Origin of the sequence: Streptomyces sp. SS7 (assembly GCF_037993025.1) — a bacterium.
In the GTDB taxonomy this organism is placed as follows: domain Bacteria; phylum Actinomycetota; class Actinomycetes; order Streptomycetales; family Streptomycetaceae; genus Streptomyces.
The window spans coordinates 6,639,743-6,653,623 of sequence record NZ_CP141223.1 but is presented as its reverse complement, the minus strand read 5'-3'; the positions used below and the strand labels follow the sequence as shown (position 1 = coordinate 6,653,623).

At 73.4% G+C, this 13,881-nt stretch carries 11 protein-coding genes; 8 read left to right on the top strand and 3 right to left on the bottom strand.

Translation table 11 applies throughout. From position 1 onward, the window contains the following. Positions 1-83: 83 nt before the first annotated feature. Complete coding sequence (locus U5640_RS30655; protein ID WP_340379750.1) at positions 84-1,304, bottom strand: ROK family protein; 1,221 nt, start codon at positions 1,302-1,304, stop codon at positions 84-86. Positions 1,305-1,428: 124 nt separating this feature from the next. On the opposite strand from U5640_RS30655, the gene U5640_RS30650 reads away from it, so the two are divergent. From U5640_RS30650 to U5640_RS30640, 3 genes are all read left to right on the top strand, one after another. Further along, a complete protein-coding gene (locus U5640_RS30650) occupies positions 1,429-3,162 on the top strand; it encodes a hypothetical protein (protein ID WP_340379748.1) in 1,734 nt (577 codons plus the stop codon). Beyond that, positions 3,159-5,099, top strand: a complete 1,941-nt coding sequence (locus U5640_RS30645) for a glycogen debranching N-terminal domain-containing protein (RefSeq protein WP_340379746.1) — start codon at positions 3,159-3,161, stop codon at positions 5,097-5,099. Before U5640_RS30650 ends, U5640_RS30645 begins: the two co-directional genes overlap by 4 nt. A 155-nt stretch (positions 5,100-5,254) precedes the next feature. Continuing rightward, a complete protein-coding gene (locus U5640_RS30640) occupies positions 5,255-7,159 on the top strand; it encodes a CDP-alcohol phosphatidyltransferase (protein ID WP_340379744.1) in 1,905 nt (634 codons plus the stop codon). Positions 7,160-7,206: 47 nt separating this feature from the next. Here U5640_RS30640 and dusB read toward each other — a convergent pair whose 3' ends face one another. Continuing rightward, positions 7,207-8,361, bottom strand: coding sequence for a tRNA dihydrouridine synthase DusB (gene dusB, locus U5640_RS30635; RefSeq protein ID WP_340379742.1), 1,155 nt, complete (start codon positions 8,359-8,361; stop codon positions 7,207-7,209). Positions 8,362-8,426: 65 nt separating this feature from the next. Here dusB and U5640_RS30630 point away from each other — a divergent pair, with 65 nt between their 5' ends. From U5640_RS30630 to U5640_RS30620, 3 genes are read left to right on the top strand one after another with little or no spacing between them, the layout of a single operon-like run. Next, positions 8,427-9,881, top strand: a complete 1,455-nt coding sequence (locus tag U5640_RS30630; protein WP_340379740.1) for an MFS transporter — start codon at positions 8,427-8,429, stop codon at positions 9,879-9,881. A 47-nt stretch (positions 9,882-9,928) separates the two neighbouring features. Continuing rightward, a complete protein-coding gene (locus U5640_RS30625; RefSeq protein ID WP_340379738.1) occupies positions 9,929-10,546 on the top strand; it encodes an RNA polymerase sigma factor in 618 nt (205 codons plus the stop codon). Then, positions 10,543-11,025, top strand: coding sequence for a hypothetical protein (locus U5640_RS30620; RefSeq protein ID WP_340379736.1), 483 nt, complete (start codon positions 10,543-10,545; stop codon positions 11,023-11,025). The genes U5640_RS30625 and U5640_RS30620 overlap by 4 nt, the downstream gene beginning before the upstream one ends. Here the strand turns inward: U5640_RS30620 and U5640_RS30615 are convergent. After that, positions 11,003-11,908, bottom strand: a complete 906-nt coding sequence (locus U5640_RS30615; protein ID WP_340385433.1) for a helix-turn-helix transcriptional regulator — start codon at positions 11,906-11,908, stop codon at positions 11,003-11,005. The two genes, U5640_RS30620 and U5640_RS30615, sit on opposite strands and share 23 nt — an antisense overlap. Before the next feature lie 188 nt (positions 11,909-12,096). Here U5640_RS30615 and U5640_RS30610 point away from each other — a divergent pair, with 188 nt between their 5' ends. Next, positions 12,097-13,455: an MFS transporter gene (locus tag U5640_RS30610; RefSeq protein WP_340385431.1), complete on the top strand. Its 1,359-nt coding sequence runs from the start codon at positions 12,097-12,099 to the stop codon at positions 13,453-13,455. A gap of 178 nt (positions 13,456-13,633) precedes the next feature. After that, positions 13,634-13,873, top strand: a complete 240-nt coding sequence (locus tag U5640_RS30605) for a hypothetical protein (protein WP_340379734.1) — start codon at positions 13,634-13,636, stop codon at positions 13,871-13,873. The last annotated feature ends 8 nt before the right edge of the window (positions 13,874-13,881 follow it).

The window sequence follows — 13,881 nt, the reverse complement described above, 5'->3', positions numbered from 1 at the left end:
GGTGGACGCAGCGCACGCAGCGCACGCAGCGCACGCGGTGCACGCGGTGCACGCGGTGCACGCGGTGCACTCACGAGCGTCCCTCACACCCCCAGGGCCAGCAACCGCTCCTCCACCCGCTCGGGTGCGTACAGGTGCTCCACGACCAGCGCACCCGCTCCCACCAGCCCCGCCCGCTCCCCCAGCCGCGAGGTCACCACGTCCAGACGGGCGGTGGAGCGGGGCAGCGCGCGCTGGTAGAGCAGCTCGCGCACCCCGGTGAGGAAGGGGGTGCCCGCCAGGTCCCCGGCGATCATCAGCACCCCGGGGTTCAGCAGGGTCACGACCGTCGCCAGGACGTCCCCCACCTGCCGCCCCGCCTCCCGGGCCAGCGCCGCCGCCCCCGGGTGCCCGGCCGCCAGCAGGTCCCGTACGTCGGAGCCGGAGGCCGCCGGCACCCCGGTCTCCGCCAGCCTGCGGGCCACGGCACCCCCGCTGGCCACGGCGGCGAGACAGCCGTAGGAGCCGCACCGGCACAGCGCCTCGGCACCCACCCGGATGTGTCCGATGTCCCCGGCGCCGCCGTCGATCCCACGGAAGACCGAGCCGTTGACCACGACCCCGGCGCCGATGCCCGTCGAGACCTTGACCAGGACGAACGCCGAGCAGTCGGGGTGGCCGGTGCGCTGTTCGCCGTACGCCATGAGGTTCGCGTCGTTGTCGACGAGGACGGGGACCGCGGGGGCTCCGGTGCGCTCGGTGAACGCCCTGGCCAGGCGCCCCCGTATGTCGTAGCCGTCCCAGCCGGGCATCATCGGCGGCTGCACCACCCGGCCCGTGTCGCTGTCCACCGGACCGGGCACGGCGAGGCCCATGCCGCAGACCTCCTGCGCCCGGTGGCCCGCCTTCTCCAGCAACTCGGCGAACCAGCCGCCCAGTTCACCGAGGACGAGGTCCGGGCCGTCCTCGACCGCCAGCGCACCGGAGTGCTCCGCGAGGATCTCGCCGGTCAGGGTCAGCACGGCCGCGCGGGCGTGCCGGGTGTCCAGGTCGGCGGCGAGCACCACCGCGTGGTCGTCGTCGAACTCCAGGGTGATCGAGGGGCGGCCGCCCTGCGGTGAGCCGACCGGCCCGCCCGCGCCCTCGCGCAGCCAGCCGGCCCGGAACAGCCGGTCCAGACGCTGTCCGACCGTCGCCCGGGAGAGGCCCGTCGCCTGTTGCAGGGCACCGCGTGTCGTCGCCCGCCCACTGCGTACCAGTTCGAGCAGTTCTCCGGCGCTGGCCTGACCACTCGCCCTGCCGGTCCGTCCCGGACGCCCAGTCATGCGCACCCCCTTGTGCTTCTCAAGCTTGCATTACATATTGAGTTTTGCGTGTTAAATAGACGTAACCCTACGGTAGCCCCTGCCGAACCAGGGGGCCGCCTTGACGTCTTTCGGGGAGCCCCGAGTGGATCGCACCGCCCAGCTCATCGCCCGCCCCGCGGAGTTCACCGCCGTATACGATCCTTCGGCGCCGCCGGGTCCGCCGCACCTCAGAGCGGTGCACGACGGCGCGGTGAAGGTGCTGGAGGACAACTGGACGGGCACCTCGACGGTGCCCTCGCGGCGGCTGTACCCGCACCAGTGGTCCTGGGACTCGGCGTTCGTCGCGATCGGTCTGCGGCACGTCTCGCCGCTGCGGGCACAGACCGAGCTGGAGACCCTGCTGGCAGCCCAGTGGGGCGACGGGCGCATCCCGCACATCGTCTTCAACCCCTCCGTGCCGCTCGACGCCTACTTCCCGAGCCCCGACTTCTGGCGCTCCTCGACCGCGGGGCGCGCTGCGGGCGCCCCGCGCACCGTACAGACCTCGGGCATCGTGCAGCCACCGGTGCACGCGCTCGCGGCCTGGCTGGTGCACCGCGCCGACCCGGGGCTGTCCCGGGCGCGGGGCTTCCTGGCCCGGGTCTACCCACGGCTGGCCGCCTGGCACCGCTATCTGCTGCACCGGCGTGACCTGGGCGGGGCCGGCCTCGTCTGCGTCGTCCACCCCTGGGAGCAGGGCATGGACAACGCGCCGAGCTGGGACGCCCCGCTCTCCCGGGTCGACCCGGCCCCGGCCCGCTCCTTCCGGCGCGCCGACCTCGACCACGGGGCGGCCGAGGACCGGCCGACGGACCTCGACTACGGGCGCTACGTCCGGCTGGCGACGGACTACCGGGACGCCGGGTACGCCGACGGGAGGGGCGACTTCGCGGTGGAGGATCCTTCCTTCAACGCGCTGCTCATCGCCTCCGAGCACGCCCTCGCCCGGATCGCGCGCGAGCTGGGGGCGACGGCGACCGCACGCCACGCGCGCGCCGAGCGGCTCACGGCGGCGCTCGTGGAACGGCTGTGGGACCCGGCGGAGGGGATGTTCTTCTGCCGGGACGTGCGGGGCACCGAGGTCCGGGGCCGTCGGCGCGGGGGCTGCGGGCCGGTGCCGGTGTCGGGGCCAGGACACGGGGGCGCCTCTGCGCACGAGCGGGGAGAGCGTGGACCGCGGCCCGAAGACACCCAGATGCGGGCGGACAGTGGCTCCGGAGCCCGGCCCCAGGACGCCGGGGCCGGCACCCGCGCAAGCTCCGGAGCCCGGCCCCTGGGCGTCCCGGCCGACGAGGACAGAGGCCCAAGAGGCCCACGGCCCCGGCAGCCGGAGAGCGCCCCGACCGGCGACGGCAACGGCGCCCGGCCGCGCCCCGAGGGCGCCCCGACCGGCGAAGGCAACGGCGCCCTGATCCGCGAGCGTGGGGTCTCCGGGCTGGTGCCGTTGCTTCTGCCGGATCTGCCGCGCGAGGTGGTCGCGGGCGTCGTCCGCACGCTCCGGGGCCCGCACTTCGGGGTCGGTACGGCGACCCGTCTCGTCCCCAGTTACGACCTGCTCGCCGAGGCCTTCGACCCGCACCGCTACTGGCGGGGGCCGGCCTGGTTCAACACGGCCTGGCTCCTGGAGCGCGGCCTGCGGCTGCACGGCCACCTCGCGGACGCGGACGCGCTGCGCCAGGGCGTCCTGGACACCGCGCCGGCCTCGGACTTCGCCGAGTACGTCGATCCGTACACCGGCGAGGCCTGCGGCGCGACCGGCTTCAGCTGGACCGCCGCGCTCACGCTCGACCTGCTCCACCAGCACACCGCGACCGACAAGGGAGGGGACCGGGGATGACGGACCGGCATCATCTGCTCGTGTACGGCGGGACGTTCGCCGCCGTCGGCGAGCGCGGGGACATCAGCGGGGTGAGGGGCGCCGGCTCCTCCCCGCAGGGGCTGTTCGTCCGGGACGCCCGGCACCTCAGCCGCTGGCAGCTCACGGTGGACGGCGCGGTGCCGGAGGAACTCGCGCCGGTCGCGGGCGGGGACACCACCCGCTGTGTGCTCGTCCCGCGCGGCGGGCGCGACGAGCCGCCGTCCTGCACGCTCTTCCGTGAACAGGCCGTCGGGGACTGCTCGTTCGTGGAGTCGGTCCGGGTGGTCGGCAACCGTCCGGTGCCGACCACGGTCCGGCTCGCCCTGACCGTGGACGCGGACTTCACGGACCAGTTCGAGCTGCGCGCCGACCACCGTACGTACGCCAAGACGGGCGTCGTCCGCCGCCGCGAGATCCTCGACGACGGCGTGGAGTTCGGCTACCGGCGCGGGGAGTGGCGGTCCTGTACGACGGTGACCGCCGAACCCGCCCCGGACGCCGTCGAGGAGACCGGCACCGGCGCCCGTCGGCTGGTGTGGACGCTGGAGCTGGAGGCGCACGGCAGTGCCGAGCTGATCCTGCGTGTGATGGCCCGGCCGCATGGCGAGAAGCGTGCGCTGCGGGTCCCCTGCTCCCCTTCCGCAATGGCCGAAAAGGTACTTGCGCAGGAGGGCGAGTTCATGGAAGGTGTCGCTTTTCCCACGGAATGGCCCGAACTGGCGACCGCCTGTGTTCGAGGGCTCGCCGACCTTGCCACGCTCCAAGTTCAGGCCAACGGTCCGGACGGCGAGGAGCTGCGCGTGCCGGCCGCCGGAGCGCCCTGGTTCCTCGCCCTCCTCGGCCGCGACGCCCTCCTCACCTCCCTCTTCGCGCTTCCCTACCGACCGCAGCTGGCCGCCGCCACGCTCCCGGCGCTCGCCGCCGCCCAGGCGACCGAGTCCCACGCGCCGTCGGTGTCCCAGCCCGGCAAGATCGTCCACGAGGTGCGGCACGGCGAGCTGGCCCACTTCGGGCAGGTCCCCTACGGCCGCTACTACGGCTCGGTGGACGCGACCCCGCTCTTCCTCGTCGTGCTGGGCGCGTACGTCGAACACACCGGCGACACCGCGCTGGCCCGCCGGCTGGAGCCGCACGCCCGCGCGGCGGTCGCCTGGATGCTCGACCACGGCGGGCTGACCACCCGCGGCTATCTGATCTACCGCGCCGACCAGGGCGGCCTCGCCAACCAGAACTGGAAGGACTCCCCCGGCTCCATCTGTTCCGCCGACGGCACCCGTGCCACCGGGGCGGTCATGGCGGCGGGGGCGCAGGGGTACGCGTACGACGCGCTGCGCCGCACGGCGTGGGTGGCGCGCACGGTGTGGGAGGACACCACGTACGCCGCCCTCCTGGAACAGGCGGCCGCCGATCTGCGGGACCGCTTCCAGCGGGACTTCTGGATGCCGGAGCGCTCCTTCCCGGCGCTCGCGCTGGACGGGGCGGGCCGCCAGGTCGACGCGCTGGCCTCCGACGCCGGGCATCTGCTGTGGTCGGGGCTCCTGGACAAGGAGTACGGCGAGGTCGTCGGCCGGCGCCTGCTGGAACCCGACTTCTTCTCGGGCTGGGGCGTACGCACGCTCGCCGCCGGGCAGCCGGCGTACCACCCGCTCTCCTACCACCGCGGTTCGGTCTGGCCGCACGACAACGCGCTGATCACCCTGGGGCTCGCGCGGTACGGGCTGCACGACGAGGCCCGCACGGTCGCCCGCGCGCTGGTCGACGCGGCGACGGCGACCGGGCACCGGCTTCCCGAGGTGCTCGCCGGCTACGGCCGGGACACACACGCCGAACCGGTTCCCTACCCGCACGCGTGCGTACGGGAGTCCCGTGCGGCGGCCGCCCCGTTGGCGCTGCTCACGGCGGTCGGCGGGGCCTAGGGGGTGGTGCTTGGGGTGGGGTTTGCACGGTGTTTGCCGACCACTGGACGAGGGGGCTGAACACGGGCCGGGGGCAGGCCGTACGAAACTGAGGCGGATCCGGCTTCCCGCGCCGGGTCCGCCGAACACCGGGCTTCGTACGGAAGGACCCTCGGGTGCCTGTCTCCACTCCCTCACCCCAGCCGGCGGCTTCGAAAGATCCCGAGGGCACCGACGTGCCCCCTCCGGCACCCGAGCAGGAAGCGGCGGACTCCCCCTCGGAGCAGCCCGCCACCGAATCCGGCACCCAGCCCGTCACCGAATCCGGCACCGAGACCGCCACCGAGCCCGGCACCGAGACCGCCGCCGCATCCGACAGTGCCCCCGCCGCGCGCCCCTCCTTCAAGGCCCGTGTCGCCTCTCTGCGGGGCTGGCGCGGGCGGCATCCCGGGGCCGCCCGGGGGGTGTGGTGGGCGGTGACGCTGTTGTCGCTCGTGTGGGTGATCGGGGCGTTGCTGCTGCCGAACCGGATGGCCGCGTTGCAGGTGAACCGCTTCCTCCGGCTGCCGGGTGAGGCGATCATCGGGGCGGCGGTGCTGCTCGCGCTGCCCCGCAGGCCGCGCATCGCGCTCGCGGCACTCGGCGGTGCGGTGCTCGGCGCGCTGACCGTGCTGAACCTGCTCGACATCGGTTTCATGGAGTACCTGGGCCGGGACTTCAACCTGGTCCTCGACTGGGGCCTGCTGAACGACGCGCAGTCGTACCTCGCGGACACCCTGGGGAGGACCGCGGCCCGTGCGGCGGCGGTCGGCGTCGTCCTGCTCGTCGCGCTCGTGATCACGATGACGGCGCTGGCGACGGTCCGGCTGAGCAACATCCTGGTCCGCGACCCCCGCAGGGCCACCCGCGGCACCCTCGTCGCGGGCACCGCCTGGATCGCCTGCTCGGTCCTGGGCTTCCAGTACGCCGGTATCCCGGTCGCCTCCGACCGCGTGGCGAACCGGCTCCAGTCCGAGGCCCGTCAGGTGCGGGACACCCTCCGGGACGAGGCCGCGTTCGGCAAGGAGACCCGCAGCGACACCTTCGGCAACACCCCCGCCGACCAGCTCGTGCCCGATCTGCGCGGCAAGGACATGATCTTCACGTTCATCGAGAGCTACGGCCGCAGCGCCATCGAGGACCCGATCATGTCCCCCGGCGTGGACGCCACCCTCCAGGCCCGCACCGAGGCCCTCGCGAAGGCCGGCTTCCACGCGAAGAGCGGCTGGCTGACCTCGGCGACGTACGGCGGCAGCAGCTGGCTCGGCCACTCCACCACCCTGTCCGGGCTGTGGGTGGACAACCAGCAGCGCTACCGCACGGTGATGGCCAGCGACCACCTCTCGCTCACCAAGGTGTTCCGGAAGACGGGCGCCTGGGACACCGTCGGGATCATGCCGGGCGTGCAGAAGGGCTGGCCGGAGGCGAAGTACTACGGCCTGGAAAAGGTCTACAACGCCTTCCAGATGGGGTATCAGGGACCGAAGTTCAGCTGGTCGACGATGCCCGACCAGTACGCGCTGGAGGCGTTCCAGCAGCTGGAGCACTCCAAGCAGCGTGACAAGCCGCTGATGTCGGAGATCATCCTGACCTCCAGCCACCAGCCCTGGGCGCCGATCCCGAAGATGGTCGGCTGGGACGAACTGGGCGACGGCTCGGTGTTCAACGCCATCGAGGCGGCCGGCAACAAGGCGTCCGACGTCATCGCCGACGCCACCAAGTCCAAGGAGGAGTACGGCAAGTCGATCCAGTACTCGGTGACCGCGCTGACCGAGTGGCTGGAGCGCTACGGCAGCGACGACACCGTCCTGGTCTTCCTCGGCGACCACCAGCCGATCGCCCGGGTCAGCGGCCAGAACGCCAGCCGGGACGTGCCGATCTCGATCGTCGCCAAGGACCCGAAGGTCCTCGACAAGATCGCCGGCTGGAACTGGACCGACGGTCTGCGGCCCGCCCACAACGCCCCGGTGTGGAAGATGAGCTCCTTCCGCGACCGCTTCCTGACGGCCTACGGCTCCACCATGCACCCCAAGAAGGACTGACCTCCGAGAACGACGGATCTCCCCAGGAAGGGCCGACGGCGGGGAGTTCAGCCGCCGGAGGTGTCCAGCTCCGCGTCCTCGCCGACGCCCGCGCAGTCGTACGGGTCCTTCAGCCAGCCGTCCGGCAGCACCACCCGGTTGTTGCCGGACGTACGGCCGCGGGGCCCGTCGGCGCCGGCGGGCCAGGGCTGATCGAGGTCCAACTCGTCGAGCCCGGAACGGAGTTCCTCCAGGGAGGAGGTGACGGCGAGGCGCTTGCGCATCTCGCTGCCGACCGCGAAGCCCTTGAGGTACCAGGCGACATGCTTGCGGAAGTCGACGACTCCCTTGGACTCGTCGCCGATCCACTCGCCGAGCAGGGTCGCGTGCCGGACCATCACGTCGGCGACCTCCCGCAGCGGCGGCCTGCGGAAGTCGTCGTGGCGTCCCTCGAACGCGGCCACCAGGTCCGCGAACAGCCACGGCCGGCCCAGGCACCCGCGTCCGACGACCACCCCGTCGCAGCCGGTCTCGCGGACCATCCGCAGCGCGTCCTCGGCGGACCAGATGTCCCCGTTGCCGAGGACGGGGATCTCGGGGACGTGCTCCTTCAGCCGGGCGACGGCCTCCCAGTCGGCGGTGCCGCCGTAGTGCTGGGCGGCGGTGCGGCCGTGCAGCGCGATGGCGGTGACGCCCTCCTCCACCGCGATGCGGCCGGCGTCGAGGTAGGTGATGTGGTCGTCGTCGATGCCCTTGCGCATCTTCATCGTCACCGGGAGGTCCCCGGCGCCGGACACCGCCTCGCGCAGGATCGCGCGGAGCAGGGGGCGCTTGTAGGGGAGGGCCGAACCGCCGCCCTTGCGGGTCACCTTGGGGACCGGGCAGCCGAAGTTCAGGTCGATGTGGTCGGCGAGGCCCTCCTCCGCGATCATGCGGACGGCCTTGCCGACGGTCGCGGGGTCGACGCCGTACAGCTGGATGGACCGGGGCTTCTCACTCTCGTCGAAGTGGATCAGCTGCATGGTCTTCTCGTTGCGCTCGACCAGCGCCCGCGTGGTGATCATCTCGCTCACGAACAGGCCCTTGCCGCCGCTGAACTCCCTGCACAGGGTGCGGAAGGGCGCGTTGGTGATGCCGGCCATGGGGGCCAGGACTACGGGCGGCTGGACGGCGTGCGGGCCGATCCGCAGGGTCGTGTTCGGCGAGGGCGCGGTCGTGGACATTTCCCCATTCTCACGTACGGCACGCCCTGCGAGCCATATTCATTAGTTAGCCGTACTATTAACGCATGCCCGAGCTCAGCCCCCGCCGCCGCCGGCTCGTCCTCGCGATCTGCTGCATGAGCCTGCTGATCGTGAGCCTCGACACCACCGCCCTGAACGTCGCGCTGCCCGCGATGGAGCGCGATCTGCACGCCTCCACCGCCGGACTCCAGTGGACCATCGACGCCTACACCGTCGTCCTGGCCGCGTTGCTGATGCTCGCCGGCTCCACCGCCGACCGGATCGGCCGCCGCAAGGTCTTCATGGCGGGCCTGGTGGTGTTCTCGCTCGGCTCGCTGCTGTGCTCCCTCGCGCCCAGCCTGGACCTGCTGATCGCGGCCCGGATGGTGCAGGCGGTCGGCGGCTCGATGCTGAACCCGGTCGCCATGTCGATCATCACCAACACCTTCACCGACCCCCGGGAGCGGGCCCGGGCGATCGGGGTGTGGGGCGCGGTCGTGGGCATCTCGATGGCGGCCGGCCCCCTGCTCGGCGGGGCGCTGGTGGAGGCGGTGGGCTGGCGCGCGATCTTCTGGGTCAACCTCCCGGTCGGCCTCGCGGCCCTGCTGCTCACCCTCCGGTTCGTCCCCGAGTCCCGCGCGCCGCGGGCCCGCCGCCCCGACCCCGTCGGCCAGCTGCTGGTGATCGCGCTCTTCGGCTCCCTGACGTACGCGATCATCGAGGCGCCCGGCGCGGGCCTCGCGACCAGCGGCCCCTTCGCCGCCCTGGCGCTCGGCGCGCTCACCGGCCTGCTGATCTACGAGCCGCGCCGCGCCGAACCCCTCATCGACCTGCGCTTCTTCCGCTCGGCTCCGTTCAGCGGGGCGACGGTCGTGGCGATCAGCGCGTTCGCGGCGCTGGGCGGGTTCCTCTTCCTGTCCACGCTCTACCTCCAGAACGTCCGCGGGCTGAGCGCGCTGGACGCGGGGCTGTGGATGCTGCCGATGGCCGTGCCGATGTTCCTGTGCGCGCCGCTGTCCGGCCGGCTGGTCGGCAGCCGCGGTCCCCGGCTGCCGCTGGTCGTCGCGGGCCTCGCCATGACGGTGAGCGCGCTGCTGTTCGCGGTCCTCGACGCGGAGACCTCGAACGTCACGCTGTTCCTCGGCTACACCCTCTTCGGCATCGGCTTCGGCTTCGTGAACGCGCCGATCACCAACACGGCGGTCTCCGGGATGCCCCGCACCCAGGCCGGGGTCGCGGCGGCGGTCGCCTCCACCAGCCGGCAGCTGGGCCAGACCCTCGGCGTCGCGGTGGTGGGCGCGGTACTGGCGGCGGGCGTGAGCGTGACGTCGTACCGCGAGACCTTCGTGACCGCCGCCGGCCCCGGCTGGTGGATCCTCACCGCCTGCGGCCTCCTGGTGCTCGCCCTCGGCACCCTGACCACCGGCCCCTGGGCCCGCCGCACGGCGGAGCGGACGGCCCGCCGGCTGGAGGAGGAGCCGCGGGACGCCAGGGGGACGGCGGCCGGGGTGAACGCCTGACCGCCGAGGCGCCGTAACGCTTCCCGGCGCCCGTACCAAGTACGGGTGTGGCCGAGGAGAGGGAGGCGTCTGTGGAGGGCGGGGAGCGGACCGGGCTCTTAGCGGGGTTCGAGGAGTTCTACCGGCGGCACGTGGACGCCGTGACGCGGTTCGTGGCGCGGCGGGTGGACGACCCGCACACGGCGGCCGATCTGACCGCCGAGATCTTCCTCGCCGTGCTCGACTCGGCCCACACCTACCGGCCGGGCCTCGGCAGCGAGACGGCCTGGCTGTACGGCATCGCGCGCAACGTCGTCTCCTCGGAGCGGCGCCGGGCCGCACGGGAGGCGGAGCGGGACCGGCGGTTCTCGGGGCGCCGGCTGCTGGAGGCGGACGACATCGCCCGGCTGGAGGACAAGCTCGACGCGGAGAGCCCGGGCCGTCGGCTGCTGGCCGCGCTGTCCCGGCTGCCCGAGGGGGAACGGGCGGTGATCGAACTGGTCGCGGTGGACCAGCTGACGGTCACGGAGGCGGCCGCCGCGCTCGGCATCCGCCAGGTCACGGCGAGGGTCCGGCTGCACCGGGCCCGCAAGGCGCTGCGCGCGGAGGCGGAGACGGGGACGGAGGCGGAGGCGTCGGTGGTGCCGGACCTGTCGGTGCTGCACGTGGTCAGAGGAGAGGCATGAGCGCGCGGGAGAGCTTCGAGGACCGGCTGCTGGCGGAGCTGCGGCGGGAGATCGAGCTGCGGGAGGAGGTCCCGGCCCCCGGGCCGCGGCGGCTCCTCACCCGGCGGCGGGTCTCCCTGGCTCTGGGGGCCTGTGCCGTAGCCCTGGCGGTGGCCGTCGCGGTGCCGGGGTCGCCGGGTGCGGCCGCTGCGTACGCGGTGGAGCGGCACGGGGACGGCAGCGTGACGCTCACGTTGAAGAAGCGCAGCCTGCGTGAGGGGGACCGGCGGGAGCTGGCGGAGGTCCTGAGCAAGGACGACATCAAGGTGGTCAAGTGGGCCTGGGGCTCAAAGGTCGTCGTCGGTATCTGCACGGACGGCTCGGGGCAGGCCTCGCTCATCGCCGTGGACAAGGCCGGCCGTCGCACGACAGCCAGCAGCTGGCGGCTGCCGGTCGTCCTGCACCCGGGCGACAAAGTCACCCTGTGCCCGTCCCGTTGAACATCGCGTACAGCCTCTCCAGCCGCCCCCGGCTCTCCTCGTCCACCGGTGTGTACGACACCAGGCGGGCGCCGTGGTCCGGGCTCAGCCACAGGTCGGTGTGGTGGAGGGTGAGGAGACCGACGTAGGGATTGCGGAACTCCTTGGTCTTGCTGCGGTTGACGACGACCTCGTAGCGCTCCCAGTTCTCGCGGAACTCCGGTGACTCCGCCTGGAGCCGCTTGACCAGCATCTTCCAGGCAGGCTCGGAGAGATGCCCGGCCATGGAGGCGCGCAGCTTGGCCGCCATCAGCCGCATGGTCTCCTCCAGGTGGACGATCGCGGCCCCCCAGTCGGGATGGGTGTGGACGAGGAGCATGCAGTTGCGGTCCTCGGGCGGGATCGCGTCGAGGTCGCAGAACAGCCGGGCGTAGGCACGGTTGTAGGCGAGGATGTCGTAGCGGCTGTTCTGAACGCAGGCGGGCAGCGGGTCGAGCTGGTCCAGGGTCATGCGCACGGCGTCGGTGACGCCCTCGCAGTTCGCCGCGGGCGTCGGGTCGGTGGCGCCGGCCAGCTGGAAGAGGTGGGCGCGTTCCCCGCCGTCGAGCATGAGGGTGCGGGCCAGGGCGTCCAGGACCTGCACGGAGACATGGATGTCCCGGGCCTGTTCGATCCAGGTGTACCAGGTCACGCCGACCGCCGAGAGATGGGCGACCTCCTCGCGGCGCAGGCCCGGGGTACGGCGGCGGGCGCCGCGCGGGAGGCCGACCTGCTCCGGAGTGATCCGCTCCCGGCGGCTGCGCAGGAAGCCGGCGAGTTCGTGCCGCCGTATCTCCGCGCCGGAGCCGCTGGACGTCGGCGCGGTGGCCGCGGTCTCCGCGGTCTCCGCGGTCTCCTGAAACATCGTCGTCATGCCTCCAGCCTGCCGGGGCGCGGACCCTGTTGCCAGGTAGTGCCGCTACCAGGATAAGGACACTCTGGTACCCGTCTGGGGCGCGGCGCAGGCTCGGGGACGTGACCCAGTCAACGACCACCACCGTCCCGCCGGGCGTCCGCGCCGCGGTCCCGGCCCACCCTCTCGGCGCCCTCGGCCTGTTCACCGTGCTGCTCGGTGCGGCGCTGCCCCTCATCGACTTCTTCATCGTCAACGTGGCCCTGCCGACCATCGGCCGGGACCTGGCCGCGGGCGAGTCCGTCCTGGAGCTCGTCGTCGCCGGGTACGGGGTCGCGTACGCCGTGCTGCTGGTCCTCGGGGGCCGGCTCGGCGATCTCTTCGGCCGGCGCCGGCTGTTCCTGGGCGGAATGGCGGCCTTCGGGCTGACCTCGCTGGCCTGCGGGCTCGCCCCCGGCGCATGGCCGCTGGTCCTGGCGCGGGTGGCGCAGGGCGCCTCGGCCGCCGCGATGGTCCCGCAGGTCCTCGCGACCATCCAGTCGTCCACGGAGGGTCCGCGCCGGGCCCGGGCGATGAGCCTCTACGGCGCCACGGCCGGCCTGTCCATGGTGGCGGGCCAGATCCTGGGCGGGGTCCTGGTCGCGGCGGACCTGGCCGGGACCGGCTGGCGTTCGGTGTTCCTGGTGAACGTGCCCGTGGTCGTCGTGGGCCTGGTCCTGGCCGTGCGGACCGTCCCGGAGAGCCGCTCCCCGCACCCCGAGCCGGTGGACGGCCCCGGCACGGTCCTGCTCGCCGCCGCCCTGCTGACGCTGCTCGCCCCGCTCACCGAGGGCCGGGCGGCCGGGTGGCCGCTGTGGACGTGGCTGTCGCTGGCCGCGTTCCCGCTGGTGGCGGCGGCGTTCTACGGCGTCGAGCGGCGCGCCGACCGGCTCGGCCGGACACCGCTGGTCCCGCCGAGCCTGCTCGCGCTCACCACGCTGCGGCGCGGGCTGACGATCATGGCGCCGCTCGCGGTGGGGTTCAGCGGGTTCATGTTCGTGGTGGCGGTGGCGTTGCAGAGCGGGGCGGGGCTCGGCCCGGTCCGGGCGGGTCTGGCGCTCGCGCCGATGGCCGTGGCGTTCTTCCTCGCCTCGCTGGCCGGCCCCCGGCTGGTGGCCCGGTTCGGGTCGCGGGTGGTGACGGCGGGGGCGGTGCTCCAGGGCATCGGTGTGCTGCTGATCCTGCTGACGGTCCGCGCCGACTGGCCCGACGTCGGCGTCCTGGAGCTGCTGCCGGGCACGGCGGTGGCGGGTGCCGGGCAGGCCTTCCAACTCCCGGTCGTCATGCGGCTGGTGATGTCCGAGGTGCCGCCGGCCCGGGCGGGCGTGGGCAGCGGGATGATGGTGACGACCCAGCAGGCCTCGCTGGCCCTGGGCGTGGCCACCCTCGGCACCCTGTTCCTCTCCCTGGTCCCGGGGTCGGGCGTGCGGGACGCCCTGGTGGCGACGCTGGCCGTGCAGGTGGCGGGCGTGGTGGTGACGGGGCTGCTGAGCCTGCGTCTGCCCCGCAGGATCGGCTGACGCCGGTCCGGCCGGCCGGCGCGTGGTCCGCACGTCGCTCGTCGGCGTGGTCCGCACGCCGGGGTCGCTGCGAGAGAACGGCTTGGTCAACTCATGCCGGGACGCCCCCCGTTGCCGTCGCCCGTGCTGCACACTCCTTGCCGACCGGGGTGGGCCCGGACGGGACGCGGGAGGCGTCGTGGCGCAGATCGACGAGAGCAAGGTGAGCCGCTGGGACCGGCACGGGCGCGAGCATGTCGTCCGGGTGCGGCGGGCGGGCGTCCGGCGCACCATCGAGTGCGACACGTGCGGCTGGCGCAAGGGTGCCCGGTTCCTGCCGCGGCTGACACGGGCTCTGAAGGCGGCCGATCATCTCGCGGAGGCGCACCAGGCGACGGTGGACCCCGCCAGGGGGCGGTCCGGTGAGGAGCGGCGATGACCGGCTGT